Consider the following 26,973-nt stretch of genomic DNA (forward strand, 5'->3'; position numbering starts at 1 on the left):
ATGGAATTAAAAGGCAAAGAAGAGGGGCCGCATGTACTGATCATTGCCGGTGTGCATGGGGATGAGTATGAGCCGATGATCACCATCATGGAATTGCACAAAAGGCTGGTCAATGCGTTGAAAAAGGGACGGGTGACTTTAATTTGCTGTGCAAATGAAACGGCTTACCTCGCAGGCCAGCGAATGGGTGCCGATGGGTTGGACCTGGCAAGGATTTGTCCCGGAACGCCGGCCGGAACCGTTTCGCAACAGGCTGCATTCGGGCTTTCTGAGCAGATCCGGAATTGCGATTACCTGGTGGACCTGCATACGGGTGGCGCTTTGTTTGATCTGTTCCCGTTAAGTGGTTATATGCTCCATGCCGACCCGAAGGTGCTGCAGGTACAGCGGCAAATGGCAGCCGCTTTTAATTTGCCGCTGGTTTGGGGTACGGATGCTGCTCCAGACGGAAGAACCTTATCGGTTGCCAGGGATGCGGCCATTCCCGCGATCTATGTGGAATACGGAGGCGGTAACGTGGTTCAGGAACCGGTTATTGAAGCCTATACAGAAGGTTGTTTGGGTGTGCTGGATCATTTGAATATGCTGCGGGAGGAAGCAAGGGAAGAGCGTGCCTCTAAAGTGGTGTATACCGTGGAAGACGCCACTCCGGATGGAGGCTTTTTGCAGGGGAAAATGTTGTCTAGATTTGACGGGGTCTTTTTGCCAAAAGTGCAGCCGGGCAGCATGATAAAGAAAGGCGATATATGGGGTGTTATTTACGATCCGCTGTTCCGGCGCCAATGGACAGTGGAGGCTGATTGTGCAGGACTGGTACTGTTTGTGCGCAGGCATCCCCGAGTATACCCGGGGGATTCCCTGGGGGGAATTTTACTGCTTGATAAATAAAAACAATGGAAGAGAAAAAAGATGTTGTTTTAATTACAGGAGCCGCCGGCGGCATCGGGCGGGCGGTCGCAAAAGTATTTGCAGGAAAGGGATTTGCTGTAGCGATGACGGATGTAGATGCAAGCGGCCTGCGGGAAACAGAAATGCAGGTAGCATCCCTTACAAAAGAATACATGAGCCTGGCGGGTGATCTGCAGCAGATTGAATTTTTAGAGCAATTGGTGGATGCCTGCCTGGCCCGTTGGAGCCGGATGGATGTACTGGTCAATAATGCCGTGTGGCGTTCGGTGGAAACCTTAACGACGATTTCGGTTGAAGACTGGGAGAAAACCTTGCGGATCAATCTCACCGCGCCGGCGTTCCTGTCGAGGATTGCCGCCAGCCGGCTTATAGAACGGAATTTGACCTGTGTAATCGTAAATATTTCCAGTATCATGTCGGCATTGGCGGGGGGGTATGCACCGGCCTATACGGTTTGCAAAGGAGCGATTGAAAGCCTTACGTATGAGTTAGCCGTTTTGTACGGACCAAAGGGATTCAGGGCTGTAGCGGTAAGGCCGGGTAATGTAGCTACCGTATTAAGCAACGGTTATGAAAACGAAGCACAACAAAATATCAGTGCGCAAATGATATCGGAAATTAACGGAAGAACGCCCTTGAACAGGGCTGCAGATCCGGAGGAGATAGCGGCTGCGGTTTTTTGGGTGTCTTCCTCCGAAGCCGCATTTGTTACCGGAACTTGTATTACGGTAGACGGTGGTTTATCGCATAATTTCAACGCTTATTTTATAAAGCAACAATTAAAGGCAAAAGAATTTTGAAGGGTATTTGGAAATACGAGGCATTGCTTCCCGAAATTGCTGTAAAGCATCGCATCACCATGGGGGAAGGAAATACGCCACTGGTATCGTCAAAGAATATTGGTGCGCTTTTGGGATTGGATGCGCTTTATTTTAAATTGGAGAGCTTAAATCCAACGGGATCATACAAGGATCGTTTTGCAGCAGTGGTACTGTCGGCATTAAAATCGCGGGGCACTTCTTTTTTCCTGGCCACATCCAGCGGCAATACCGGAGCCGCCCTGGCTGCCTATGGTGCTGCAGCATCGATTCCCTGTTTTTTGGCTGTTGTGGATGGGGCACCTGCAAGCAAGCTGGAGCAAATGGGCATTTACGGCGCCCGGATCTTTATGGTGAAAAATTTTGGTCTTACGCAATCGGTTACGGAAGAACTGATGAAGGAACTAAAGCGGCTGGCTATGGCGCATCATACAGATATTGCCATCAGTGCCTATTGCTATGCCCCTGCAGGAATGTCGGGTGTGCAAACGATCGCCTACGAAATAGCGGAGGAGCTGCCCGATGTGCATGCGGTGTTTGTTCCCGCCGGTGGTGGCGGTTTAACACTGGCGATGATCAAGGGCTTTCAACGCTGGAAAAAATTGCATAAAGTATTTAAAACACCCACCGTTTTTTGTGTGCAGCCCCAGGGTAATGATACAATTGCCGGAGCCCTGATGGATCGGCAAAAAACGGTAAAAGGACTGGCCCGGTGTACGAGCAGCATCAGCGGATTGCAGGTGCCGAACCTGCTGGATGCCAACCAGATCCTGGAGGCGGCAAAACGCGCAAAAGTAAGGGGGGCGCTTGTTTCAGACGCGGAGGTATACGAATGTCAGCAACAGCTGGCCGCAATGGAGGGCATCTATTGTGAGCCCGCAGGAGCGGTTGCGTTGGCTGGTTTAAAAAGGGCGGTTCAATCGGGACAGATCCGTAAAATGGACCGGGTGGTCTGTTTAGTTACCGGTCATGGGTTTAAGGATGTCCGGGGACGTCTTTTCCCTGCAGATAACTATATCCGGTTTGAACATACGGCCGAATCTATAAACTTTATCAAAAAATATATTTAAACAATGCATATAAAAAAAGAACCGCTGTCGGGCGATGCGATCCCCAAGAGTCATTTGCCTTTTTCACCGGCCATCAAAAGCGGCGATTTCCTGTTTATTTCCGGTCAGGCCTCGGTAGACGGAGAAGGGAAAATAATAGCAGGAAGTTTTGAAGAAGAATGCCGGCGCTCCTTTGATAATCTGAAAAAGATTGTGGAAGGCGCAGGGTTAACCATGGATCATATCGTACAGGTGCGGAATTATGTTGCAGACCAGGAAGATCTTGCTGCATTTAATGAGATCTACCGTAGCTATTTTTCAGCGCCCTTTCCTGCAAGAACGACATTGATCGGTTGTTTGGGAACCATTTTGAAATTTGAAGTAGAAGCTATTGCACGTTATGAATAGGGTGCTGCAATCCGATTAAGAAACAGGTTAAGGCAATTAAAATATTAGGATGAAAAAACGGGTGGCACTGGTCGGCATTTATCACGAGTCGAATACCTTTAATAAACGGCTGACGGTTTACGAAGATTTTGTAAACAGTCGCTTATTGAAAGGTGCAGCCATTATTGAGCAGTATAAAAATGCCTATCATGAGATCGGCGGATTTATCGAGGCACTGGATAAGGACGCAATAGAGCTGGTTCCTGTTTTTTATGCAGAGGCAACACCGGGTGGAACGATTGGTGCCTCCGCTTATCTGCAATTGAAGCAGGAATTATTGCAATTGCTGGAGGCTGTGCTTCCCGTAGATGCGGTACTGGTAGCGCCGCACGGAGCCGGAGTTTGCGAAACCTGCCCGGATATGGATGGCGATTGGCTGCTGGCCGTGCGTCAATTGGTAGGACCAACAACTCCCGTTGTGGGTACCCTGGACCCCCATGCCAATGTAAGCGTGCAAATGATACAACAAACGACGGCCTTGATTGCATATGCTACAAATCCGCATTTAGATCAGCGCCAAACCGGCATAAAAGCAGCGCAATTGTTAAACCGGATATTGCTGGAAGGTTTAAAAGTGCAACAGGAATTACTCCAGTTGCCGCTTTCAATCAGTATTGAACAGCAAAATACGAATACGGAGCCCTGCCGGTCCTTATACCGGGAAGTTCAGGATATAGCCACCGCTGAAGGAGTTATACAGGTGAGCATTATTCTCGGATTTCCCTACGCAGATGTATACGAAATGGGCACCGCTGTAATTGTGGTTACCAGGCAGGGCGAAAATGCTACGCAGTTGTTTCCGGAATTAAGTGCCTGTTTCATGAAACGCCTTCCGCAGTTTCGAGGGGAAAAACTGAATCCTGAAGAACTCCTTGAGCAGGCCCTGACAGCGGAACGGCCGGTGTTATTACTGGATATGGGCGATAATGTAGGCGGAGGTTCAGCCGGAACAAGCATGTTCCTGATGGATTTGTTAGAAGCCGCTGGTGCAACGAAGGCGGTGATCTGTATGCACGATCCGGCAACGGTAAGGGCTGTTTCCGGCTTGAAGGCTGGAACAAGATCAGCGATCGCCTTTCATAGGCTGAATCCGTTAAACCGGGAACAAGCTTATAAGGTTACGGTGCTTGATCATCGCGATGGATCTTTCCGGGAACCTGCCCCCCGGCATGGCGGACAGGTACAATATGATATGGGGAAAGTGGCGTTGCTGAAAACGGATCAGGGGAATCTGATTGTTGTGACCACGTTTCGCGTACCGCCTTTTAGCAGCAGGCAGTTGAGCAGTTTGGGAATTGTACTGGAGGAGCTGAACTGGATTATTGCCAAGGGCGTCAATGCGCCTGTTGCTGCTTACCGGGATATTTGCCCGGTTATGCTACAGGTAAATACGCCCGGTGAAACCTGTGCAGATGCAACCCGATTTGATTTTAAAAACCGCAGGAAACCACTTTATCCATTTGAAACAATTACCGGTAATGAAACAGGAAACCTTGCAGGAATTTAATGGACCAATGGCTGTTTGGCAGCATCCTTTTTATACAGAGGGCCCCGTGGTGGATGCTACCGGTACACTGTTCGTAACCAATTTACAGGGCGGCCAGATTTTACGCATCACGCAGGAAGGAATTGCAGCAGAATGGGCACGTGCTTCTTGTCCGAACGGTCAAATGATTGCTGCCAACGGAGCGCATTGGGTTTGTGATAGCAAAGACGCCTGCGTAAAGTGTTTCGATCCTTCCGGTAAATGTTCAGGTGTTTTAGCCGAAGGAATGGTTTCGGGTCATCTCATACAATGTCCGAATGACCTGGTTAGCGACGGCGATGGTGGGTTCTTTTTTACCGATTCGGTGCGGCATACCGGCATTGTATGTCATGTAGACCGCCATCGCAAAAAGCGGGTCATTGCAGCGCATCTCGATTATCCGAACGGGATCGCATGGCACCCGGGGACTAACCAGCTTTTTATAGCAGAAAGTTATCAAAACAGAATCCTTGTGGCAGACCTGAACCGGGGATCATCAGTTCCCGTTGTTTTTAGTGATCTGCCCCGGCATCCTTCGGGTAAGGCAATCGCTAACCTGCCGGACGGGCTGGCTTTTGACTGCTTTCATAATTTATGGGTAGCGCATTATGGGATGGGCTGCATCCAGATCCTGGACCAGCGCGGTGTATTAATCCGGAAGCTGGCAACGGAATTTCAACTCACGTCCAATCTGTTTATACAGGACCAGCTGTTGCTGGTTACCGGAGGGGCAGGGGAGCCCGGCCCGGGCTTTGTACAACGGTTAAAAACCAAAGAAGGTGAACTATAGAAGCATCGGGAAATTTGAAATATCTGCATTAACATTGGGAACGGTTTCCCTGGGCATACCCTATGGGGTGTTCAGCGGTCAGCAGCAGCCCGATATTGATGCGGCAGGCCAGCTGCTGCGCACGGCATTACAGCTTGGAATCAGGTCTTTTGATACAGCAAGAGAATATGGGATCGCCGAACAGCTGCTGGGTGCACTGGTAGCAGAAGGAGTACCCCCTGGCACGGCCATTGTCAGCAAGTTTAAAATAACAAGTGCAGCTGTTGCCGATCCTGCGCTTGCAAAGCAGCAGGCATATGATAGCGTGCGCGCTTCACTGCGCTGTTTAAACCTGGATCAGCTGCCTATTTGTTTGTTTCATATGGTGTCTGGTTACGATCCCGGCGCCGTTTGCGCAATGGTACCAGAAATCATAGAATCCCTGGTGCAGGAGGGGCTGATCGCTTACGGGGGTATATCGCTGGATCATCTACTGGAATTAAAAAGATTTGCGGCACTTCCGGCAATCAATGTATTGCAGATACCCGTTAACATCTGGGATCAGCGTTTGGCTGATGATCCCATTTGGGATGCACTGGCGGCTGAAGGAAAGATTGTTTTTGCCAGAAGCGTTTTTCTTAAAGGGCTGTTGCTGCGGCATCCGGGAGAACTTACCGGCGATTTGAAGGCCGCGGCTTATTTTATTGAACAATTGGGCACCTTCGCAAAAGCCTGCGACATGAGTGTTGCCGAATTTTGTTTTTGTTATGTGCGCGATCTGCCGGGGATTACCAGTATCGTATTTGGAGCAGAAACCCTGCAACAGCTAAAAGAGAATACGGGGCTGTTGACCGGCCGGAAAATTCCCGCTGAAGTATTGGAGAAGGCCAAAGCCTGTTTTCGCAATGTTCCCGAAAATTTACTGGCTCCCAGAACATGGAAATTATAGAAATATGAAACAATTATTTAGTCTTGAGGGCCGGGTAGCAGTGGTTACAGGCGGCGCCGGTCTTTACGGAAAGCCCGTTTCACTGGCCCTGGCTCAGGCCGGGGCGCAGGTGATCATTGCTTCCCGGAATTTTGAGGAATGCAATGCATATGCGGCAGTGCTGCAGGAAGCAGGCTTGAAAGCCGCCGGCCTGCAGCTGGATCTGAAAGATGAAAGATCGATCATCAGTTTTGTGGCATCGGTCATCCGTGATTTTGGAAAAATTGATGTATTGATTAATAACGCGGTTTCCCGGGAAGGGTTTAAAAACCTGGACGAAATGAGCAAGGCCGAATGGGAAGGTGCACAGGCCGTTAACTCCACAGGCCTGATGCTGCTGACAAAAGAAGTATTAAAGGATATGTGCTGTAGAAAAGCCGGTAATATCATCAATATTGGTTCCATACAAGGCGCGGTTGGTCCAAATTTTCCGGTGTACGGGGAAACGGGGATGACAAGTCCCGTGAACTACACCTATGATAAATGGGCAATGGTGGGGTTTACAAAATGGGTTGCTAACTATTACGGGAAATTTAATATTCGATGCAATTGCCTGAGCCCGGGTGGTTATGGCCCGGGGGTGAACGAAACGTTTGGAGAAACGGAGTTTACAGAAAATTATAAGCGGCTGACGCCGTTGGGAAGATTTGCCAGTGATGAAGATATCAAAGGCCCGGTCATTTTCCTGGCGGCTGATGCGTCGGCCTTTGTGACCGGTCATAACCTGCTGGTAGACGGGGGCTGGACGAGTTGGTAGTTTTAATAATGATTTATGCAAGGATTGATCTTAAAAATTAGTTGGATGGTGATGTTGTTGCAGACCGGTGCTATACAGGCACAAACGGGAAGGATGCTGATAAACAAACAGGTTGCCCCCATTCCCGACAAAGAAGGGTTTGCCGGGATGTTTGCCGGCTTAAGCAACGGAACGCTTATTGCCGCTGGTGGTGCAAATTTTCCGCACGGGCGTCCCTGGCAGGGTGGGGCGAAGGTTTGGTATGATCAGATCTACCTGCTGCATGCAGAGAGCGGGCAATGGATCAAAGCAAAAACCAAATTGCCCGTAAAGCTGGCTTACGGGGTATATGGCACCTATCGAAACAGCCTGATTATTGCCGGGGGAAGTGATTCCGAAAAGCACCACCGGGAAGTGTATCGTTTACGTGTTGAAAATAATGATGTGGTCATAGACACACTGCCGCCGATGCCCTATGCATTGGCCAATGCTGCAGGTGCTGTGGTGAATGATATTTTTTTTATAGCGGGCGGTATGGAAAATCCGGACGGAAGTCCTGCACGGCTCTTTATTGCTTTGGATCTGAAATGCAATAAATGGACCAGGCTGGAGCCCTGGCCAGGCCCGGAACGCATCAATGCTGTAGCAGCTGCGTTTGATCGCCAGTTTTATTTATTCAGCGGTATCCGGCTTTTGGAAAATAAAGAGCGGGAAGTGCTGGCAGATGCATACCGGTTTGTGCCGGCATATAAAAAAGGAGTTTTTACCGGAGGGCGGTGGCAGCAATTGCCCGCAATGCCGCGGGGAGTGGCCGCAGGCCCGGGACCGGCACCGGTTGCCCGGGAACGGTACATTATTTTCCCCGGCGGATTGGATCAGCAAACCGCACAACATAAAGATCCGCTGACGCACCCGGGTTTTTTAACCGGTGTGATGGCCTTTGATACGCGAGTAAAACGATGGCAGGCTTGGGGCGATCTTCCAAAAACCGAAATGAGATTGACGGCGCCTGCCGTACAATGGAATGATGCCTGCTTTATTATTAACGGGGAAACAGGCCCCGGTGTACGAACAAATACTGTTTTATGTTTCCCGCTACAATAACAACGGGGAACTTCAAAATAAAGACGGATTAAAATAACGATTAAACAAAGTTGACATGAGCAGGTATCAGCATTCAAAACAATTATTAGAACGTGCCGCAAAAGTGCTTGCAGGAGGGGTTTCGTCAGAATTTAGAAAATATAATCATCCGCACGCGTTGTTTTATTCGGAGGGAAAAGGAAGCCGGATTACAGACGTAGATCGTAACGTGTACCTGGATTTTACACTGAGCCAGGGGCCCCTGATCCTGGGGCACTCGCATCCGGAAGTGTTAGCAGCCATCGGGTCTTATTCAGAACGGGGACAACTTTATGCCGGCCAGCATATACAGGAAATTGAGCTGGCCGAAAAACTGGCGGCCCTGATTCCATCCGCTGAATTGATCCGCTTTTGTCTTGATGGTTCAACAGCTGTTCAAACGGCCTTCCGTGTGGCCCGGGCTAAAACAGGAAAACAGAAGTTTTTGCGTTTTGAGGGACATTATCACGGCTGGCTCGATGATGTAGCCTGGGGTATTTCTACTCCGTCGCCGGAGGCATTGGGCAGCAGGGAAGAGCCGGCAGCCCACCCCTGGTCGGCGGGTATTGCCGCAAATACAAGAGACGAATTTATTATATTGCCCTGGAATGATCTGGAGCTGGTAAAGAAGACCCTGGAACAGCAACATCAGGAAATTGCGGCCGTCATCACTGAACCGGTGATGTGTAATAACGGATGTATTCAACCGGTGGAAGGATTCCTGGAAGGCCTTAGGGCACTCTGCGATCATTATGGAATTGCGTTAATCTTTGATGAGGTGATCACCGGCTTCAGGCTCGGTCTGGGCGGCGCACAAAGCTATTTTAATGTAACGCCCGACCTGTCGGTATTTGCAAAGGCGATGGGAAGCGGTTACCCGGTGAGTGCCGTTGTTGGCCGGCGTGAATGGATGGAGCCGATTGAACAGTCGGTGGTGATTCATGCCGGAACCATGAATTCCAGTTGCCCGATGATTGCTGCAGCCCTGGCTACTGTACAGGTATTGGAACGAGACAAGCCCTACCGGCGGATGTTTGCCCTGGGGCAGCGGCTGATGACCGGATTGACGGAAGCTGCCCGTGAATGTAAGCAGAACTTATTCGTAAACGGCCCCGGGCCCATGTTTAATACCTGCTTTACGGATCTGGAAAAAATGCGGGATTACCGCGATACGCTGAAAACCGATAAGCCAAAATTAAACCGGTTTGTTGCAGCCATGCACGACCGCGGCATCCGGGTTATTGGCCGGGGGCTTTGGTATATCAGCGCCGTTCACACAGAAGAAGAAATCGATACTGCTATACAGGTAGCCAAAGAAGTACTAGCGGAATTATAAAGAGATGTTTGAAAATCGTCTTGGCAGCAATCAGCTGGAAAGATTTAAAATAATAGAACGTTTATGAAGGGTTCGGGTAAAACAATGGCGGCAAAAGCCTGGATGGTGGTGGGACTCCTGTTTGTGATCGCAATGCTTAACTATATAGATCGAACCATGATCACAACCATGCGGAGGTCCATCGTAGATGCAATTCCGATGACAGATGCAGAGTTCGGTTTGTTAACAGCTGCATTTCTTTGGGTATATGGCTTGTTTAGCCCGCTGGCCGGTTTTCTGGCCGACAGGTTTAGCCGGAGCAAAGTGATCCTGGTGAGTTTGCTGATCTGGTCGCTGGTAACCTGGATGACCTCCTTTGCAACCTCGTTTCATGAATTGTTGCTTACAAGGGCATTAATGGGATTAAGTGAAGCCTGTTATATTCCGGCGGCATTGGCATTAATAATGGACTATCATAAAGGAAGTACCCGGTCGCTGGCTACAGGGATTCATATGGCGGGTATTATGGCCGGGCAAAGCCTGGGCTTTTTGGGGGGATGGATCGCTGAAAATCATCAATGGAATACCGCTTTTTTCGCTTTTGGCGTTTTTGGAATGGCATACGCCCTGGTATTGTTATTTATTTTGAAAGATGCTCCGCGTGAGCCGAAGCCTGATGAAGAAAAGCGCGGATCCACCCCGGGATTTATAGCTACCCTGAAGCTGCTTTTCGGGCAAAGATCGTATATACTGCTGGTTATTTTCTTTGCACTGGTCAGTTTGATGGCCTGGCTGGTAGTGGGATGGCTGCCTACGTATTTTCAGGAAAAATTTCAACTGTCTCAAACCAGGGCGGGTATCTATTCCACGGGCTATGTTTTTACTGCCGCTATTTTCGGTGTACTTGCCGGTGGGGTATTGGCCGATCAATGGAGTAAGATCAATAAAAGAGCCCGGGTATGGGTGCCGGCAATCGGCTTGTGTATAGCAGCTCCGGCAATTTTCCTGGCCAGTTATACGTCCCTGCTTTTTGTGGCGGTTGGATGCTTTGTTGTATATGCATTTACCAAGTCCTTCACGGATACGAACACGATGCCCATACTGAGCATGATTGTTGACGCGGAATACCGTGCTACCGGCTATGGGATTCTTAATTTTTGCGGAACACTGATCGGTGGTATCGCTTTATATTTTGGTGGAGCGCTGCGGGATGCGCATATTTCGTTAGGCATCATCTACCAGTCAGCCGCCTTTCTGATTGTGCTGGCGGCACTGGCTTTAATGGGCATCCGGACAAAAACATAAACAGAAAGACCGGGTACCCGAATTGTGCTTGCCGGGAGTGTTGGAATGGAAGATGGCGCCATGCTGCGATCCCTGTCAGGTTAGGGAATACGGGCATCACTGGTTAACTTTGCCACAAAACCGATACAGGGCTGCCTTTAAACAGCAACTGTTTTTTGTTATAGTAAATGCCGATAAATACGAGCGATTCTAAACTGGATAAAAAATGATGCAACCCGGTAAACGGTTCCTGATCAACCGTCGTCAGTTTCTTACTGCTAATTCAGCACTTGGTGTTTTTTTTCTTTTACAGGGAGTGCCGCTTCAAACGTTTGCCGGCAAACAGTCAGGAAAAAGGGCGCTTGAGTTCAGGCATTTTCCCAATGCCCTTTATGCGTTTGTGTGGCGCAACTGGGGATTGGTACCTTTGGAGCGGATGGCGGCAACCGTGGCCGCTAACCCGCGGCAATTGGAGGAGATCGCCCGGTTTATGGGATTGCCGCCGGCGCCGGAAGTTACAGACGAACAATGGCAGCGCAGCTATTTAACGGTTGTGCGCCGGAACTGGCACCTGCTGCCCAATGACCAGTTGCAAACGCTGATGGGCTGGGATGAAGCACAAATGGATTTTACATTAAAAGAGGATGATTTTTTTTACATCAAGCTGGGCAGTCTCAAACCCGAATGTTCACCGGTCCGTTATCAGCAGCTGGCGAAAATTCCGGAGGAGGTGAAGCGGCAATTTTCGCGGCTTTTGCGGCAGGCCTTTCCAAAGGGATTGCCGAAAGTACAGATGCCGTATTTTCATTTTATAAAGGAGCTGTCGGCGCCGTTTAAAGCGGAGCGCATGCCCGGGGAGCCTGCTTCCACAGCGGGTTTTACTCCCAGGTTAACCTATCCTTATTTTGCGCTGTTTGGCGATCCGCTATTGAATACATCGATCGATTCTTACCCGGATGCTTACCTGCAACGGCTTGCAGCATCCGGGGTGGATAGTATCTGGATGCATATTGTGCTTAGTAAGCTTACGCCGTTTCCCTGGGATCCCTCTATCAGTGAACATTGGGAGCAGCGGTTAAAAAACCTGCAACGGCTTTCGGACCGTGCCCGGGCGCACGGTATCGGTATTTACTTATACCTGAATGAGCCGCGGCATCAACCTGAAGCTTTTTATAAAAAGTACCCGGGGCTGCGCGGCCAGGGGACAGCGCTTTGTACCAGTCACCCCGAAGTGCAGCGGTACCTGGAAAATGCCATAGCACAAATAGTGGAACATGCGCCTTCAATCGCGGGCTTTTTTTCTATCACCGCTTCTGAAAACCCTACCAACTGCTGGTCGCACGGCCAGGGAGGCGCATGCGCGCGATGTGGCCCGGCAGGGCCCGGAACCGTGATTGCTGCTTTGAACAATACCTATATCCAGGGTATTCGCAGGGGCTACGAAACCGCTTTGGCTGCCGGGAAAGTAGCGACGCGGCCCCAACTGATCATTTGGGATTGGGGCTGGCGCGAAGACTGGGCAGGGGCGATCATTCCAAACCTGGTAACTACAGGCAGTTTGTTGATGAGTGTAAGTGAATGGGAGCTGGATATTGAACGGGGAGGGGTCAGAAGTAAGGTGGGCGAATATGCGATCTCGGCGGTTGGACCGGGTCCGCGGGCAAAGCGCCATTGGAAGCTGGCGAAGGAGCATGGGTTGCGTACGATGGCAAAAATACAGGTCAATAATTCCTGGGAAATAGGCGCCGTACCTTATATACCCGCTTTGTACAATGTAGCCGGCCATATTGACCGGCTCCGGACCGAAGGTGTGTCCGGACTGATGCTGGGCTGGACGCTTGGAGGGTTTCCTTCTCCGAACCTGGAAGTAGTTGCATTAATGGGGAATGATAAAAACCTGCCGGCAGCAGATGCTGTACGGCTGGTGGCGGAGAGAAGGTTCGGTGCGGCTGCTTCGGTTATAACCCATGCATGGAAGCAGTTCAGCGAAGCGTTCAGCAAATTTCCGTATCACATAAGCGTGGTTTATACGGCTCCTTTACAGGTAGGACCAGCTAACCTGTTATGGCAGGCGCCTACGGGCTACAAGGCTACAATGGTGGGACTGCCTTATGATGATATCAATAGCTGGCGCTCCATTTATCCGCAGGAGGTCTTTACCCGGTTGCTACAGGAGTTGGGCGATGCCTTTGCCGGAATCGTGCAACAGGTGGAGAAGGCTTCTGAAAAAATAGCATTGTCTCCGGAGGAGCAGCAAGCCGTGTTCTCGGAATGCCAGATTATAGAAACCATTTCCATACACTACCGGAGCATTGCCAACCAGGTTGAATTTACGGTATTGCGGAATGGGCTTACAGAAGCAGCTACCGACCGCCGGAATATCAAGGCCCGGCTTGCTGCATTGTTAAAGCAGGAAGCGGTACTCGCCGGACGGATGGCAGCCTTGCAAATCAGCGATCCGCGCCTGGGGTTTGAAGCTTCGAACCATTATTTCTATACGCCGGCCGACCTGTATGAAAAAGTGCTGAATTGTCAATACCTGCTGGAACATTGGCTGCCAACAGTGCCGGAATGAAACCGGGCAGTCGAGGTAAACAAGGCCCGGATGGGGTATTGACGGATCGTACATAGGATGCATCTCGCCAAAAAAACGATTATCCGAAATGCCTGGATTTAAGCACCACGTCGTCAGGAGCAGATGACTTCAGCGTCCCAGTAACAAACCAAAACCATACCCGGCTTCTCTGCCCGGTATAGGCTTCAACCGGGGGAAGCAGTATTTACATACCAACTATTACACCATGGTTTCCGAAGCCTGGAAGTTCAGAGCCATTGCGATCAACAAAAGCCGGTTGCGGTCTGTAAAGCAATTATACTTAAATTTGTGCAATCGATTTCATTTGTTTTCCGGAAATCGGTAAATTCTTTTGCGGTCGGTTGCTTGCATAATAAAGCTAAAGCTCGAAAAGCTTTAGAAGCTGCCGCCGCGGCTTTGAAATGCTTGATCGGGAAATGAAGTTTTGAAAATTGACGATGAGGATTGCTTTAGTTGTAATAAATCTGTTATTAGGGTGTTTTGCTTGGGCTCAGGATTTTGTGTTTGCCCCATTGGACCGGAGGTTTGAATTGCTCGAAGACCAGGTGCGCTACTTGTCACAATTTCCTGACGGAAGACTGGTTGTTTTTACAGAAAGCACCATTAATGTATTTAACGGCGGTGGTTTCAGAACCATTGATGTGGATGAGAAAGATGTGATCCATATTGCCAAATATACGCCCTATCAATATAAAGGTTACCTGGCCGAAGGGCGGCTGTGGGTGAAGAACCAGAACCGGCTGGTTGTTATAAACATTGCCACAGAAAAAGGGCAAACGAATCCTTTAGGATATCTGAAGAAACTGGGGTTTCCCGAGCCTCCCGCAAACTTCTTCGTAGATACCTATGGCGATATCTGGGTGCTGACAAAGGCAGATCGGTTGTATCGCTACAACAAAAGGCATAAACGGGTGTCCGTTTTTTTGCAAACCGTATCCGGCAGCGGCTTTAAGGAGGATGAGCTATTTGATATTGCAAGACTTCCGGACCGGGTATATCTCTTTTACAGGTCGGGCGTTATGCGTTGCCTGGATGAAGTAACGGGCCGGGAAATGTACCGGGAGCATTTTCAAAAGGAGGCCGAGCCGGATTACCTGACGCGGCTGTGGGTGAATGTGGTGGGGCCGTATTTATACCTGGTTCGGAATGGTTTCAGCAAGGGTCAGTTAGTGCGGTTTGATACCCGGAACCACCGTTCAACGGTGTTGCTGGAAACAGACCGGTACTGGCTCAATAATCTTATGGCAGACAGCTCCGGAAATTTCTGGATCCCTGCAAAAGTGGGCATGTGGTATTTCCGGTCCGGGTCCGACACCGGCAGCTATTACCCGGATCTTTCCCTCACAGACGGGCGCAGGGAGGATAACGAAGTATATACACTTTTGTACGACAAACAGGGTGGCCTTTGGGCTGGCACGTTTAACAAAGGCCTTTACTATTACCATCCGGCAAGGAGCCGTTTTTCAAATGTTGGTAAAGGCTTTTTCCGGCAGCCCGGCACGGATGATCTGCGCATTTACAGCATCCTGCGGTTGCCGGACCAGCTTTGGCTGGGCGCGTTGGATGGATTATATGCAGCCGGCTGGAAAAACGGCGCTTTAGCCGGTACGTTTGAGCAGAAAATGCCCGGTTCGGATGTCCGCGCCCTGTATCGTTCAAAATCGGGGATGATATGGGTGGGAATGTCGAACGGCTTATATGCATTCGATTCCCGGGGGAATCCGGCTCGCCACCTGGATATTCCCGTAAGTTATATTTCGGAAACGGAAGACGGAAAACTTTGGATTTGCACCCTTAACAATGGTCTTTACCTCTACGATCCGGTGTTAAGGAAAAACAGGTTGATGTTTTCCGCCGCCGTGGTAAGCAACGTTAAGCAGGTGATTCCCTGGAACCGTTATTGGGCCGGCATTTCGGCAAGGGGACTGTTCTTTATCGACAGGGAAACGTATGCACTCCATTTTGCAACGGATAGCGTAAACAACAATACGCGCAATTACCCGGCGGTAAAGGATTATTTCATTTGCCTTTTTACAGATGATGAGGGGTTACTTTGGATGGGTTCCTTTGGGAGTCTGTATGTTTGGGATCCTGTAAAGAAAAAACAATACCAGCTTGGAACCAGTGAAGGGCTGATCAGTAAGAATATTAAGGCCATTACCCAGGGGAAAGATAAAACGTTTTGGCTGACCACTTCCAGGGGCATCAGTAATATAAAAAAAATAGCGACCGATACCGGGTATCATTTTATGATACAGAATTATAACCGCTATGATGGTGTGATGGAGCATACTTTTTCCGAGCGCGCCATATATGCCGACGATGCACATACAGAGCTCTTTTTTGGTGGAATAGACGGCCTGAATATTTTAAATGAAAAGGCTGCGGTTTCAACCAGCGAAATATTATCGCCGGTACTGTATGGCTTTAAATTATTCGGGAGGCCGGTTGTGGAGGGAACAGCCTATGATGGCAGGATCATTTTGGAACAATCTGTAGCAAGCTCCCGCAGGATTGTTTTAAACCATAACCAGAATTTTTTTAGCATCAATTTTTCGGGCCTGAATTATATCAATCCGCTGAAAACCTATTTCAGGTACAGGCTGGAAGGGGTGGATGAGGACTGGCGTATTGAAAAATCGGGTTCGGGCATCGGAGAAGCAACATATACCCGGCTTCCGCCGGGAACCTATTTATTTAAGGTTTTGGCCAGCGCCGATGGCATTGTGTGGGGAGCGCGGCCGAAGTTGCTGGAGATCGTGATCCGTCCCCCGTTTTGGCTGACAGTTTATGCAAAACTGATCTACGCGGTTTTAGCACTTGTTGCCGGCTGGTTTTTATATCGCTATGTTAAAGAACGCAACGCGTTGAAACGGCAAAAGCAGCAGCAGGAGGCGATCGAAGATGCGAAGGCTGCCTTTATCACGAATATAAGTCACGAATTAAGAACGCCGTTAACTTTAATTGTAACGCCCTTAAAATCGCTGATAACACGGGTGCCGGATAGTGAGGTAAAGGACGACCTGCAGCGGATCAGCAATAATGCAGATTTGCTGCTCGATCATATTAACCAGTTGCTGGCGTTTAAAAAAATAGATGAGGCCGCAGAAGTGCTGCAGTTAAAATATGTGACCAGTCTTGTTTTTTTAAAGGAGTTGTTTGCCGTATATGAATTGCAGGGAAAGGAGAAAAAAGTATACTTTGATGCCGTGGTAACAGATGCTACCACTGAAATGTGGATCGATACCTCAAAGGTAGCGCGTCTGGTCACCAACCTGTTATCGAATGCATTTAAGTTTACACCGGCAGGAGGGCGGGTGCGGGCAACAGCAGGCCTTAATACGGAAACCGGTATGCTGGAGATCTGCGTGGAGGACAGCGGAGTAGGGATATCGGGGGAAGATCAGGACCGGATTTTTGACCGGTTCTATCAGTCGGTCAATCAGATCGATGGTAATACCGGCAGTGGTATTGGCTTATATATGGTAAAGCAATACGCAGCAATGCATGGAGGAACAGTTGCCGTTGTCAGCAATCCGGGCGAGGGAAGCCGGTTTGAGGTGCGGTTGCCGGTGAGGGAATATAAACCGCAGGCCGACATAAACGGGCCCCAAACAGGCGATAAAAAGAAAGTGCTGATCGTAGAAGACTATGAAGGCCTAAGGGCATTTTTGGAGAAAGAACTGGAGGGTGTCTATACGGTAATTACAGCGGGAAACGGAACCGAAGGCCTGAAGATGGCGCTGGAGCACCAGCCGGACCTGATTGTAACGGATATGATGATGCCGGGGATGAGCGGCGATGAGCTGTGCAAAAGCATCCGCAGCCAGATCGCCATCTCGCATACGCCGGTCATTATGCTTACCGCCCGGAGTTCGGACCAGGCAAGGTTTGAAAGCTACGAATCAGGAGCGGATGCATACCTGGTAAAGCCTTTCGATATGGAACTGCTGCGGCTGCGCATTCGCAAGTTATTGCAGATGTTCGACGCACGCCGGCAGCTGTTTAACACGGAAAAAGAGGTTAAAGTAGAACAGATTACTACCAACCCGCTTGACAAGGAGCTGATGGAAAGGGCTATGCAATGCGTACAGGCAAATTTGTCAAACCAGGAATATTCAGTAGAAAAATTCAGTGCCGATATGCATATGGATCGTACCGGTCTGTATCGCAAACTGATGGCGTTAACCGGGCAGTCGCCCACCAATTTTATCCGGACGATCCGGCTGATGAAGGCCGCCGAACTGCTGGCGGAAAAGAAATGGTCGATCACGGATATCGCGGATGAAGTGGGCTTTAACAGCGTTTCCTACTTTTCCAAATGTTTCCATGAAAAATTCGGTAAATCGCCCAGCCAGTATATCGAATAATAAAGCCTGGTTCAAAACAAAACATGTATTCCCCAGCGATGCAGGATAAAGCTGCCGCATGGGGCTTTCACCCCTGCACCAACAGTAAGGCAGGAGCGGCAAAGCCACGCACATTCCGGTTCCCGGCGTGATTGTGTAAAACGGGCAGGTCCAGTAATGAAGCGCCGTTATCAAAAGGGGGTGTTATTTCGATCGGTACGCACACCATTGCCGCCAGCTTAAGCAACCGCAACATTTACACAAGAATCCGCTGCAAAGCGTTGTGGCCAGGCCAGCCTTTTGGCATGGAGGAGATCCATTATAACAGACTCGTGTTACATAAATGCCTGCCTGCAATTTGGTATATGGGTATGCCCGGAACCTGCCGCAAAGATTGCAACAGCAATGTAACCGATTCCGGAAATTTTAATGCCCATCGGTTTTTCAGCACGGCAAAAGGACGATCCGTAATAGGCGAAAAATGGAAAAAGAAAGCGGCGCTCTCCGGTATCTTTTTTATGATGTGCTTTCGTGGCTGATCCGGAAAGAAGGTGGTTTTGGTGTTTATTATTTGATAATCATTGTTTTATGAGTGGCTGTGCAACATCTGTGATAATCATTTTTCAACATTTCTTACAATTGTTTCAACATCTCTTAAAGCCTTTTTTGAATGCGGGGTATAATTTCGTTCCGGCAGTAGCGATTGTTGAACCTGCGAAAAGATGAATTGCTTAGAGACCGGATGTGCTCAATACCGGTTTTTTTTAACCTCAAAATGTAATCGGTTACATTTTGAGACGCCGATTCAGATAAAGCTTGCAACGACCGGCTCCTTTTTAAATACTCAAATTCAAAATGATGCTTGCTTCTTTCATTGCCAATGAGAAATCAGACTGCTTCCCCCAGTCAGCAAAACGTTTATTGCTGCTGCTGTGTTTTGGGGTATTCCACATCCTGCCGGGCTTTGCCCAAACACCGGTAATAGTGACCGGAAAAGTGATCGGTGATCAGAATGAGCCCGTGGGCGGAGCCAGCATTAACGAGGAAAATACCCGGAATACAGTGGTCACTTCAGCGAACGGCCGGTTTAGGATTGTTGTTTCCGGCAACGCTGCCCACCTGGTCATCAGCGCTGTATCGCATATCACGAAAACGATTGCCGTTGCCGATAGCGCCCGGGACCTGCTCATCCAGCTGAGCATCAACCAGCAGTCGATGGAAGATGTGGTGGTTATCGGCTATGGCCGGCAAAAAAGAGAGGGAATGGTGGCGGCAATCAGTCAAACGGGAGCCAGGGAACTGGAGCGCACGGGAGGTGTAACCAGCCTGGGAGCAGCACTTACCGGAAACCTTCCCGGGTTAATCACCGCCCAGGGATCGGGCACACCGGGGGAGGAGGATCCCCGCTTTATCATCCGTGGGGTCAGCAGTCTCAATGGTTCCGACCCGTTGATCCTGGTAGACGGGGTGGAGCGTACCATTTCCAACCTGGATATCAGTTCAGTGGAATCGGTAACCGTTTTAAAGGATGCTTCGGCCACGGCGGTATTCGGTTCCCGCGGTGCCAATGGCGTGATCCTGGTGACCACCAAAAGGGGAAAAGTGGGAAAAGCCGATATCCGTGCCACGGTTAATACCATTATGAAGCGTCCCTCCAGGTTACCCGCCAAACTGGATGCTTACGATGCGTTCCGGGTAAGGAACGCGGTTATCGAATACGAGTTGCCACGGGCGCCGGAAGCCTGGGCCGATATTATGCCCGGGGCCATCATGGATAAATACCGCAATCCAGCCAATGCGGCGGAGGCAGAGCGGTACCCCAATGTCGATTGGATCGGCGCATTGTTTAAAGATCATACCTGGTCGCAAAATGCCAACCTGAACATACAGGGCGGCACCCGTTTTGTAAAATATTTTTCCAGTGCCGATTATACACGGGAAGGAGATATCTTCAAAGTGTACGAAAACCGCAGAGGATACACGCCGGGCTTCGGGTTTAATCGCATCAACGTACGCAGCAACCTCGATTTCCAGATCACGAACAGTACGGTATTTAAAGTAAACCTGGCAGGCACCTATGGTGTACGTAAAAGCCCTTATGCCGGCACCGATCAGCCGAGCGTATGGAGCGCGGCCTATTTTGCATCGCCCGCCGCTTTCTTACCCGTTTATTCGGATGGCGCCTGGGGGTATTATGCTCCCAACGAGGCCACTTACCAGAACTCAGCGATGTTATTAAGCAAAAGCGGCATTCAGTACCTTACAACCGCCCGCATCACAACGGATTTTACATTGGAACAGAACCTCGATATGCTTGTTAAAGGGCTGAAGTTTAACGGAACCCTTTCCTTTGATAATTCCTTTGTTGAACGGAACCGGGGGCTGAATGATGCAGACGACATGCAACGCAAATGGATCAACCCTCTTACCGGAATTACAGAATACCGGTTTGCCAATGATAATTCCACCAACTTCGATTTTCAGTCCTTCGATAAATGGGCTGCGAGCGGAGGCACGGTTGACGGCGCATACCGCAGGGTGTTTTACAGCCTGCAATTGAACTATACCCGGCAAATTGCAAGAGCGCACCAAATAACGCTGATGGGATTAATGAACCGTAACCAATACTCAACCGGGAGTGAGATCCCTCATTACCGTGAAGACTGGGTGTTCCGTACCACGTATGGTTTCCGCAATAAATATACGGTCGAATACAATGGCGCCTACAATGGTTCGGAGCAATTTGCACCGGATAAACGCTTTGCCTTCTTCTCTTCGGGTGGCCTGGGCTGGATTGTAACCAAGGAACGGTTTTTAAAAAATCTGAAATTTCTTGATCTGTTGAAACTACGCGCTTCTTATGGTACCACCGGTAACGATAATATCGGCAACTCCCGGTTTCTCTACCTTACCGAATGGAGCCGCGGCGGTAATGCCATAATGGGTATTAACCAAGAGGGAGCTGAATCCAGTACCTATACCTGGTACCGGGAGACCCGGGTAGGCAATCCCAATGTGCAATGGGAGGAAGCCACCAAGTACAATATCGGCGTAGACCTTGAACTGCTCAAAGGATTTATTACCGGTAAGTTCGACCTCTTTTGGGACCATCGTACCAATATCCTTTTACAGGGCGGAGCCCGCGCCGTTCCTTCCTATTTCGGAGCGCTCAATGGCGCCCCCCCGGTAAACCTGGGCGAAGTAAAAAATAAGGGATATGAATTGGAGCTGCATATCCGGAAAAACCTGGCCCCCAACCTGCGTGCCTGGTCCGACCTGATCATGACACATGCTCAAAACAAAGTGATCGAAGCCGATGATCCGGCACTCAGGCCGGCGTATCAGAACCAGGCCGGCTATGAAGTGGGCACCTGGAGGGGAAAAGTGAGCAACGGCTATTACAATACCTGGGATGCGCTTTATGGAAGTGCTTTGTATAATGCGAATGATAACTATAAACTTCCGGGCAACCTGTACCTTGTTGATTACAATGGCGACGGTATTATTGATGATAATGATAATATTCCCTGGGGGTATGGCGACTGGCCGCTGAACAGCTACAATGTCAATTTTGGGATCGACTGGAAAGGGCTTTCGTTGTTCATACAGTTTTATGCGGTCAACGATGTAAACCGTGATGTAGCGTTCAACAGCCTGAATAATAAAAATCTTACTGTTTACGACAACGGAAGCTACTGGTCGCCCTCAAACCAGGATCCTACCCAGCCCATGCCGCGCTGGTCAACCACACCGGCAGGCTATTACCGGGGCAATTTTAACCGGTACGATGCTTCCTATATACGCTTAAAGAACGCGGAAATCGCCTACACATTTACCAGCAAATGGGGCTTTATAAAAAGAACCGGCTTCGACAATATCAGGCTTTACCTCAATGGTAACAACCTGGTTACCTGGACAAAAATGCCCGATGACCGGGAACAGAACATCGGCGGTGCCTCGTACCAGGGAGCGTATCCCACTATGAAGCGCTTTAACCTGGGAGCTAATATCACTTTTTAAAACGATGATCATTATGAAAAAGTATATAAAAACCATCTGCTGTATCGGCGCTATTACCGTATTGGCGGCACTGGGGTCCTGCAAGAAATACCTGGACCGGGAGCCCGGTTCGATCATTTCCAGTGATGAAGCGTTTAAGAATTTTTCCAATTTCCAGGGATTTACAGAAGAACTCTATCAATGCATCCCGGATTTTACCAATGCCTACTGGACCAATTCCTGGAACTGGGGCGAGGATGAAATACAGTCAACCGCGCAATCTTTTCACTTTATTGTAAAAGTAGATAACGGAGATTTTTGGGGATGGCAAAGAGGTTTTGACAGCTGGGGCGCCGGGTTTATGGACGGTTATAGCTGGAATACCGGTAATGACCGGATGACCAAAAAGTTATGGCCGCTGGCCTGGTATGGCATCCGCAAATGCAATCTTGGCCTGGAGAATATGGATAAGCTGACGGATGCCACACCCGAAGAGAGAGATCTTATAAAAGGCCAGTTGCTATTTTTCAGAGGATGGTTCCATTTTATGCTGATCCAGTACTTTGGCGGGCTGCCCTATATTGATAAAGTGCTGCCCAGTGATGAAAAGCTGATGTTGCCCAGGCTTAAATACCAGGAATGCGCCGACAAGGCTGCAGCTGATTTCCGTGCCGCTGCCGATCTGTTGCCGCTGAACTGGGACAACACTGTGGCCGGGCAAAGAACAGCCGGTAAGAACCAGCTGCGCATAAATAGAATAATGGCATTGGGCTATCTGGGCAAGAACTACCTGTGGGCCGGCAGCCCTTTAATGAACGGGGAATCGACCGGTAACGCATCATATAATACGGAGTATTGCAAAAAAGCAGCCGCCGCATTTGGAGAGTTGTTGAACTATACAGAAAGCGGCCAGGTAAAAAACGGGTCGCAAACCTATGGCTTGCTGGCCTTTTCAAATTATTACAAGAACTTTTACACGAATTTTGAAAACTGGGCCATGCCAGGCACAGGAGTGGGGCTGAATAATGCCGCTGCTATAGAGGCGATATTCAGAGGGCCTTACTGGTCGGCAAATTCATCAAACTATGGAACCAGCCGTCAGTACCAGCCCCAGTTCCTGATCGGGGAAGGCGAGGTTAAGTTCTTCCCAACGGCCAATTACGTAAATTATTACGGGATGGCCAATGGCCTGCCGATTAATCCCGCTAACAGTGCATCGGTTGCCGATGCTGCATCGGGTTATGATCCGCAATATCCCTGGAAGGGGCGGGATCCCCGTTTTTATAACGACATTATTTACGACGGATGCAAGATGGTGGAGGCCGGCATTCCCAATCCTTCCGAGGAAAAATACCGTTATGCCACCTTATACACCGGTGGCGATTACCGCGTACCCATTACTACCAGCAGCCGTACGGGCTACCTGCTGTTCAAATTCATTCCCCGCACAGGAAATAAATACGATCTGGGTACCAGCTATAATAAATCCCTGAACGTGCACCTTCCTTATATGCGGCTGGCTGATGTGTATTTAATGTACGCAGAAGCGGCATCAGAAGGCTATAATGCGCCCACCGGTAAAGATCCTTCATTTAATAAAACAGCGGTCGATGCCATCAATGTGATCCGCGACCGGGCCGGCGTGGGGCATGTAGCCGCGCAATTCCTCGCTTCCCAGGATGCCTTCCGGAACGAATACCGGCGCGAACGTGCCGTGGAATTATCGTTTGAAGGGCACCGGTTTAACGACCTGCGCCGCTGGCGGTTATTGATACAACGTCCGTATACATTGAAAACATCGCTGGAGTTCGACCGGTCCGGTACATTTTCCACAAGCAATTCAAAGAACAACAAGGTCGCAAACCTGCGGGAGCAGGTGATCCTCGAACGGCAGTTTTCCGAAAAGCATTACTGGCTGCCTTTAAGAAATGTAGACGTTATGTTATATGCAGAATTCCCTCAAAACCCCGGCTGGTAACGTTGATCCCCTAATAAATAAACATGAAACGAATGAACTATAAAAAAACAGGGGTGGTATTGTTCGCACTGTTTGCATTTTTACCGCTTTTGCTGAATGCCCAACCGGCGCCGGAGATAACGGTCAAAGCCATCGTTTATGGCGCAGGAAACCTTCCGCTGGCAGCGGCCCGCGTGAATGCCGTAACAGATGATGCTGCGGCCGTAACAACAGATGCCTCCGGTGCATTTACGATTGTTGTACCGGAGCATACCGAACTTGCAATCGCGGCTGCCGGGTACAAAACCAGGTATGTAAAAGCCGTTCTGGGCATGCGGGAAATCATACTTGATGAAGCTGCGGATGTGCCGGTGCTGTTTGGGAAAAAACAAAAGGAAGACCTGATCACCGGAGTAGAAGTAGTGAATGTGCAAGCGCTGATGAAGAAAAATTATTTTACATATAGTCTCGATGGAATGGAAGCGCTGGTGCCGGGGTATAACGGGAACAGCCTGTGGGGAATGGGCAGTTATCTGACATTGGTTGATGGCATTCCCCGCGATGCCAATAACGTAATGCCCACAGAAATCGACCAGATTACCTTTCTTAAAGGCGCTGCCGCCGTAGCACTTTACGGAACACAGGCCGCCAGGGGAGTAATTATGATTACCACCAAACGGGGAGAAGCCAATACCCGCAAAACCAGTATTACAGTGAATGCCGGGGTAAATGTTGCCAAAAGCTTTCCCCGGTACCTGGGTGCGGCCGAGTACATGACCCTGTATAATGAAGCCCGTGTTAACGATGGAATGACGCCGCTGTATAGTCCATCCGATATTTATAACTTCGCATCGGGTAATAACCCGTATCGCTATCCCGATCTGAATTTTTATAATCCCCGCTATATAAAGAAAACCTATAACCGGTATGATGCTACTGCTGAAATTTCAGGCGGCAATGAACGGGCCAGATATTATACCAATATTAATTATTATACCGGCGGTTCGTTCCTGAATTTCGGGGAAGGAAAAAATAATGACCGTACCAGCCGTTTTAGCGTACGGGGAAATATCGATGTCAACATCAACCCGTTTATCTATAGTAAAATAGATGCGTCCGCCACATTTTACGACGACCGGAGTCCCAATGCTGCATTCTGGCAGGGCGCAGCAACGGTTCGCCCCAACAGGTACGCGCCGCTGATCCCGCTTAGCTTTCTCGAAAAGGAGGATGAGGCTTCCTGGGCCCTGATACGCAACAGTAACTATATTATCGATGGTACGTATTTCTTTGGTGGTACACAATTGGATCAAACCAACCCGTTTGCGGCAATGTACGGGGCCGGCTACAGTCAATTTGTGAGCCGTCAGTTCCAGTTCAATACTTCAGCGGGAGCGGATCTGCGTAATCTGTTAAAAGGATTAAAGTTTCAGACAGATTTTGCCATTGACTATCGTACTGCTTACAGTCAGTCGTACAACAATACCTATGCAACCTACGCACCGGTATGGAACAATTATTCGGGCAAAGACCTGATTACATCTTTGACCAAATATGGCGAGGATGCTTCAAGCGGGGTTCAGAACGTAAACGGAACTACATACCGGCAAACCCTGGCATTATCCGGGTATTTCAGCTATGACGATATCCTGGCAGGCGACCATCACCTGACGGGGCTCCTGGTGGCGAACGGGTTTCAGCAAACCACATCCGGTGTTTATCACGCGCTGGGCAGCGTAAACCTGGGCTTGCAGCTGGGTTATAGCTACAGGAATAAATACATGTTCGATTTCAGCGGTGCACTGGTGCATTCAGCCAAACTGCCGGAAGGAAAACGTAAGGCATTTTCTCCAACGGTTTCACTGGGCTGGCGCATCAGCAGGGAAAATTTTATGAAGGCGGCAACCGCCGTTGTGGATGATCTCAAACTGGTGGCAAGCGCCGGCAGGATCAACACCGATCTGGATATTCCCAACTATTACATGTATGCCGGCTATTACCGGTTAGATGATAATTCACCCTGGTGGGGCTGGGACGGGGGTGGATATTCCGGGCGTGTTACGGAAGCAAAGGGTGGCGCCAATCCGGGTATGACCTATCCCCGGCTTGAAAACCTGTCGGCGGGCTTTGAAGGATCTTTCTTTAAAACGTTCCTGAAACTGCAGGGCAGTTTCTTTGCAAACAAAATGAAGAACATGCTGGTAAGCGCCACTACCATGGCCTCCGTTATTGATCCCAGCTGGTTCGTGGCCGGTAACTCCGTTTTTGGCGCTGCGGTGAACAGGGATGCAGAACTGCGCACCGGTTTTGATTTTGGCGCTACGTTCAACAAAAAAATTTCCGCCATGCATTGGACCTGGGGCATCAATGGTACGTATTACACCACAAAGGCGGTTAAAAGAACAGAGATTGCCAATGAGCCATACCAGTACCGGCAGGGCAAGGTGCTGGATGGTATCTGGGGATATGAAACCCTTGGTTTTTTCCAGGACGCCGGTGATATCTCCCGGTCTCCCGTACAGTCGCTGGGCGCCCAGGTAAAGCCCGGGGATCTTAAATACAGGGATCAGAACGGGGATGGGGTTATTAACACAAACGACCAGGTATTGTTAGGCCGCGGAGGATGGTATGGCGCGCCGCTTACCATCGGCACCCATCTTACGGTACAGTGGAAAAAACTGAGCCTCTTTGCCTTGGGTGTGGGCCGCTATGGGGCGGACGGGGTTAAGAACGGCTCCTACTACTGGATCGGCGGCGAAGATAAATATTCCGTGGTGGTGCGAAACCGCTGGACGCCGGAAACGGCTGCAACCGCTACCTACCCAAGGCTTACCACGCAGAGCAAGGCCAATAATTTTGTTACCTCCGATTTCTGGATGTACAAAGACAACCGTTTTGATCTGGCCCGGGTGCAGCTCTCATATGATCTTAGCGATGCAGTAAAACAAGGGCACTTTGTAAAAGAACTGGGCTTGTATATCAGCGGAGCCAACCTGCTTACCATTTCTAAGGAGCGGGCGTTGATGGAAATGAATATCGGCAGCGCTCCGCAGGCCCGCTTTTATAACCTGGGGGTAAAAGCCCTGTTTTAAATGATAAGAAAACTTACG

17 protein-coding genes are annotated in these 26,973 nt (G+C 49.6%); 16 read left to right on the forward strand and 1 reads right to left on the reverse strand.

All coding sequences use genetic code 11. The features are described from left to right. The 13 genes from LL912_RS02765 to LL912_RS02825 all read left to right on the forward strand — a co-directional run bounded on the left by LL912_RS02765 (window position 1) and on the right by LL912_RS02825 (window position 17,928). Window positions 1–888: a succinylglutamate desuccinylase/aspartoacylase family protein gene (locus tag LL912_RS02765; protein ID WP_235552032.1), complete on the forward strand. Its 888-nt coding sequence runs from the start codon at window positions 1–3 to the stop codon at window positions 886–888. A 5-nt stretch (window positions 889–893) separates the two neighbouring features. After that, window positions 894–1,709, forward strand: a complete 816-nt coding sequence (locus LL912_RS02770; protein ID WP_235552033.1) for an SDR family NAD(P)-dependent oxidoreductase — start codon at window positions 894–896, stop codon at window positions 1,707–1,709. After that, window positions 1,706–2,797, forward strand: coding sequence for a pyridoxal-phosphate dependent enzyme (locus LL912_RS02775; RefSeq protein WP_235552034.1), 1,092 nt, complete (start codon window positions 1,706–1,708; stop codon window positions 2,795–2,797). The genes LL912_RS02770 and LL912_RS02775 overlap by 4 nt, the downstream gene beginning before the upstream one ends. A 3-nt stretch (window positions 2,798–2,800) precedes the next feature. Next, window positions 2,801–3,184, forward strand: coding sequence for a RidA family protein (locus LL912_RS02780; RefSeq protein ID WP_235552035.1), 384 nt, complete (start codon window positions 2,801–2,803; stop codon window positions 3,182–3,184). A gap of 49 nt (window positions 3,185–3,233) precedes the next feature. Next, the gene (locus LL912_RS02785) at window positions 3,234–4,730 is read left to right on the forward strand and encodes a M81 family metallopeptidase (RefSeq protein WP_235552036.1); all 1,497 of its coding nucleotides are present in this window, start codon (window positions 3,234–3,236) and stop codon (window positions 4,728–4,730) included. Further along, window positions 4,702–5,538 carry an SMP-30/gluconolactonase/LRE family protein gene (locus tag LL912_RS02790; RefSeq protein WP_235552037.1) on the forward strand — a complete coding sequence of 279 codons (837 nt, stop codon included), beginning with the start codon at window positions 4,702–4,704 and terminating at the stop codon, window positions 5,536–5,538. Before LL912_RS02785 ends, LL912_RS02790 begins: the two co-directional genes overlap by 29 nt. Beyond that, window positions 5,528–6,466, forward strand: a complete 939-nt coding sequence (locus LL912_RS02795) for an aldo/keto reductase (RefSeq protein ID WP_235552038.1) — start codon at window positions 5,528–5,530, stop codon at window positions 6,464–6,466. The genes LL912_RS02790 and LL912_RS02795 overlap by 11 nt, the downstream gene beginning before the upstream one ends. A 4-nt stretch (window positions 6,467–6,470) precedes the next feature. After that, window positions 6,471–7,262, forward strand: coding sequence for an SDR family oxidoreductase (locus LL912_RS02800; protein WP_235552039.1), 792 nt, complete (start codon window positions 6,471–6,473; stop codon window positions 7,260–7,262). Window positions 7,263–7,307: 45 nt separating this feature from the next. Then, complete coding sequence (locus tag LL912_RS02805; RefSeq protein WP_235552040.1) at window positions 7,308–8,345, forward strand: hypothetical protein; 1,038 nt, start codon at window positions 7,308–7,310, stop codon at window positions 8,343–8,345. Window positions 8,346–8,400: 55 nt separating this feature from the next. Next, window positions 8,401–9,699: an aspartate aminotransferase family protein gene (locus LL912_RS02810; RefSeq protein WP_235552041.1), complete on the forward strand. Its 1,299-nt coding sequence runs from the start codon at window positions 8,401–8,403 to the stop codon at window positions 9,697–9,699. A 63-nt stretch (window positions 9,700–9,762) separates the two neighbouring features. Beyond that, a complete protein-coding gene (locus LL912_RS02815) occupies window positions 9,763–10,983 on the forward strand; it encodes an MFS transporter (RefSeq protein WP_235552042.1) in 1,221 nt (406 codons plus the stop codon). Between the two features lie 205 nt (window positions 10,984–11,188). Further along, window positions 11,189–13,537 carry a hypothetical protein gene (locus LL912_RS02820; RefSeq protein ID WP_235552043.1) on the forward strand — a complete coding sequence of 783 codons (2,349 nt, stop codon included), beginning with the start codon at window positions 11,189–11,191 and terminating at the stop codon, window positions 13,535–13,537. 575 nt (window positions 13,538–14,112) lie between these two features. Then, the gene (locus LL912_RS02825) at window positions 14,113–17,928 is read left to right on the forward strand and encodes a hybrid sensor histidine kinase/response regulator transcription factor (protein ID WP_235552044.1); all 3,816 of its coding nucleotides are present in this window, start codon (window positions 14,113–14,115) and stop codon (window positions 17,926–17,928) included. A 67-nt stretch (window positions 17,929–17,995) separates the two neighbouring features. Here the strand turns inward: LL912_RS02825 and LL912_RS02830 are convergent, their stop codons facing one another. Beyond that, a complete protein-coding gene (locus LL912_RS02830; RefSeq protein ID WP_235552045.1) occupies window positions 17,996–18,163 on the reverse strand; it encodes a hypothetical protein in 168 nt (55 codons plus the stop codon). A 599-nt stretch (window positions 18,164–18,762) separates the two neighbouring features. Here LL912_RS02830 and LL912_RS02835 point away from each other — a divergent pair. The 3 genes from LL912_RS02835 to LL912_RS02845 are packed head-to-tail and all read left to right on the forward strand — an operon-like array spanning window position 18,763 to window position 26,955. Further along, complete coding sequence (locus tag LL912_RS02835) at window positions 18,763–21,927, forward strand: SusC/RagA family TonB-linked outer membrane protein (protein ID WP_235552046.1); 3,165 nt, start codon at window positions 18,763–18,765, stop codon at window positions 21,925–21,927. 13 nt (window positions 21,928–21,940) lie between these two features. After that, complete coding sequence (locus tag LL912_RS02840; RefSeq protein ID WP_235552047.1) at window positions 21,941–23,884, forward strand: RagB/SusD family nutrient uptake outer membrane protein; 1,944 nt, start codon at window positions 21,941–21,943, stop codon at window positions 23,882–23,884. Window positions 23,885–23,916: 32 nt separating this feature from the next. Next, a complete protein-coding gene (locus tag LL912_RS02845; protein ID WP_235552048.1) occupies window positions 23,917–26,955 on the forward strand; it encodes a SusC/RagA family TonB-linked outer membrane protein in 3,039 nt (1,012 codons plus the stop codon). The last annotated feature ends 18 nt before the right edge of the window (window positions 26,956–26,973 follow it).

This window comes from Niabella agricola (genome assembly GCF_021538615.1).
GTDB lineage: Bacteria > Bacteroidota > Bacteroidia > Chitinophagales > Chitinophagaceae > Niabella > Niabella agricola.

What these genes read in the sequence shown, in the direction of transcription:
- LL912_RS02765 (WP_235552032.1), top strand. Translation starts at nt 1, where the DNA reads ATGGAATTAAAAGGCAAAGAAGAGGGGCCGCATGTACTGATCATTGCC.
- LL912_RS02770 (WP_235552033.1), top strand. Translation starts at nt 894, where the DNA reads ATGGAAGAGAAAAAAGATGTTGTTTTAATTACAGGAGCCGCCGGCGGC.
- LL912_RS02780 (WP_235552035.1), top strand. Translation starts at nt 2,801, where the DNA reads ATGCATATAAAAAAAGAACCGCTGTCGGGCGATGCGATCCCCAAGAGT.
- LL912_RS02785 (WP_235552036.1), top strand. Translation starts at nt 3,234, where the DNA reads ATGAAAAAACGGGTGGCACTGGTCGGCATTTATCACGAGTCGAATACC.
- LL912_RS02790 (WP_235552037.1), top strand. Translation starts at nt 4,702, where the DNA reads ATGAAACAGGAAACCTTGCAGGAATTTAATGGACCAATGGCTGTTTGG.
- LL912_RS02800 (WP_235552039.1), top strand. Translation starts at nt 6,471, where the DNA reads ATGAAACAATTATTTAGTCTTGAGGGCCGGGTAGCAGTGGTTACAGGC.
- LL912_RS02805 (WP_235552040.1), top strand. Translation starts at nt 7,308, where the DNA reads ATGGTGATGTTGTTGCAGACCGGTGCTATACAGGCACAAACGGGAAGG.
- LL912_RS02810 (WP_235552041.1), top strand. Translation starts at nt 8,401, where the DNA reads ATGAGCAGGTATCAGCATTCAAAACAATTATTAGAACGTGCCGCAAAA.
- LL912_RS02815 (WP_235552042.1), top strand. Translation starts at nt 9,763, where the DNA reads ATGAAGGGTTCGGGTAAAACAATGGCGGCAAAAGCCTGGATGGTGGTG.
- LL912_RS02820 (WP_235552043.1), top strand. Translation starts at nt 11,189, where the DNA reads ATGATGCAACCCGGTAAACGGTTCCTGATCAACCGTCGTCAGTTTCTT.
- LL912_RS02830 (WP_235552045.1), bottom strand. Translation starts at nt 18,163, where the DNA reads ATGTTGCGGTTGCTTAAGCTGGCGGCAATGGTGTGCGTACCGATCGAA.
- LL912_RS02835 (WP_235552046.1), top strand. Translation starts at nt 18,763, where the DNA reads ATGATGCTTGCTTCTTTCATTGCCAATGAGAAATCAGACTGCTTCCCC.
- LL912_RS02840 (WP_235552047.1), top strand. Translation starts at nt 21,941, where the DNA reads ATGAAAAAGTATATAAAAACCATCTGCTGTATCGGCGCTATTACCGTA.
- LL912_RS02845 (WP_235552048.1), top strand. Translation starts at nt 23,917, where the DNA reads ATGAACTATAAAAAAACAGGGGTGGTATTGTTCGCACTGTTTGCATTT.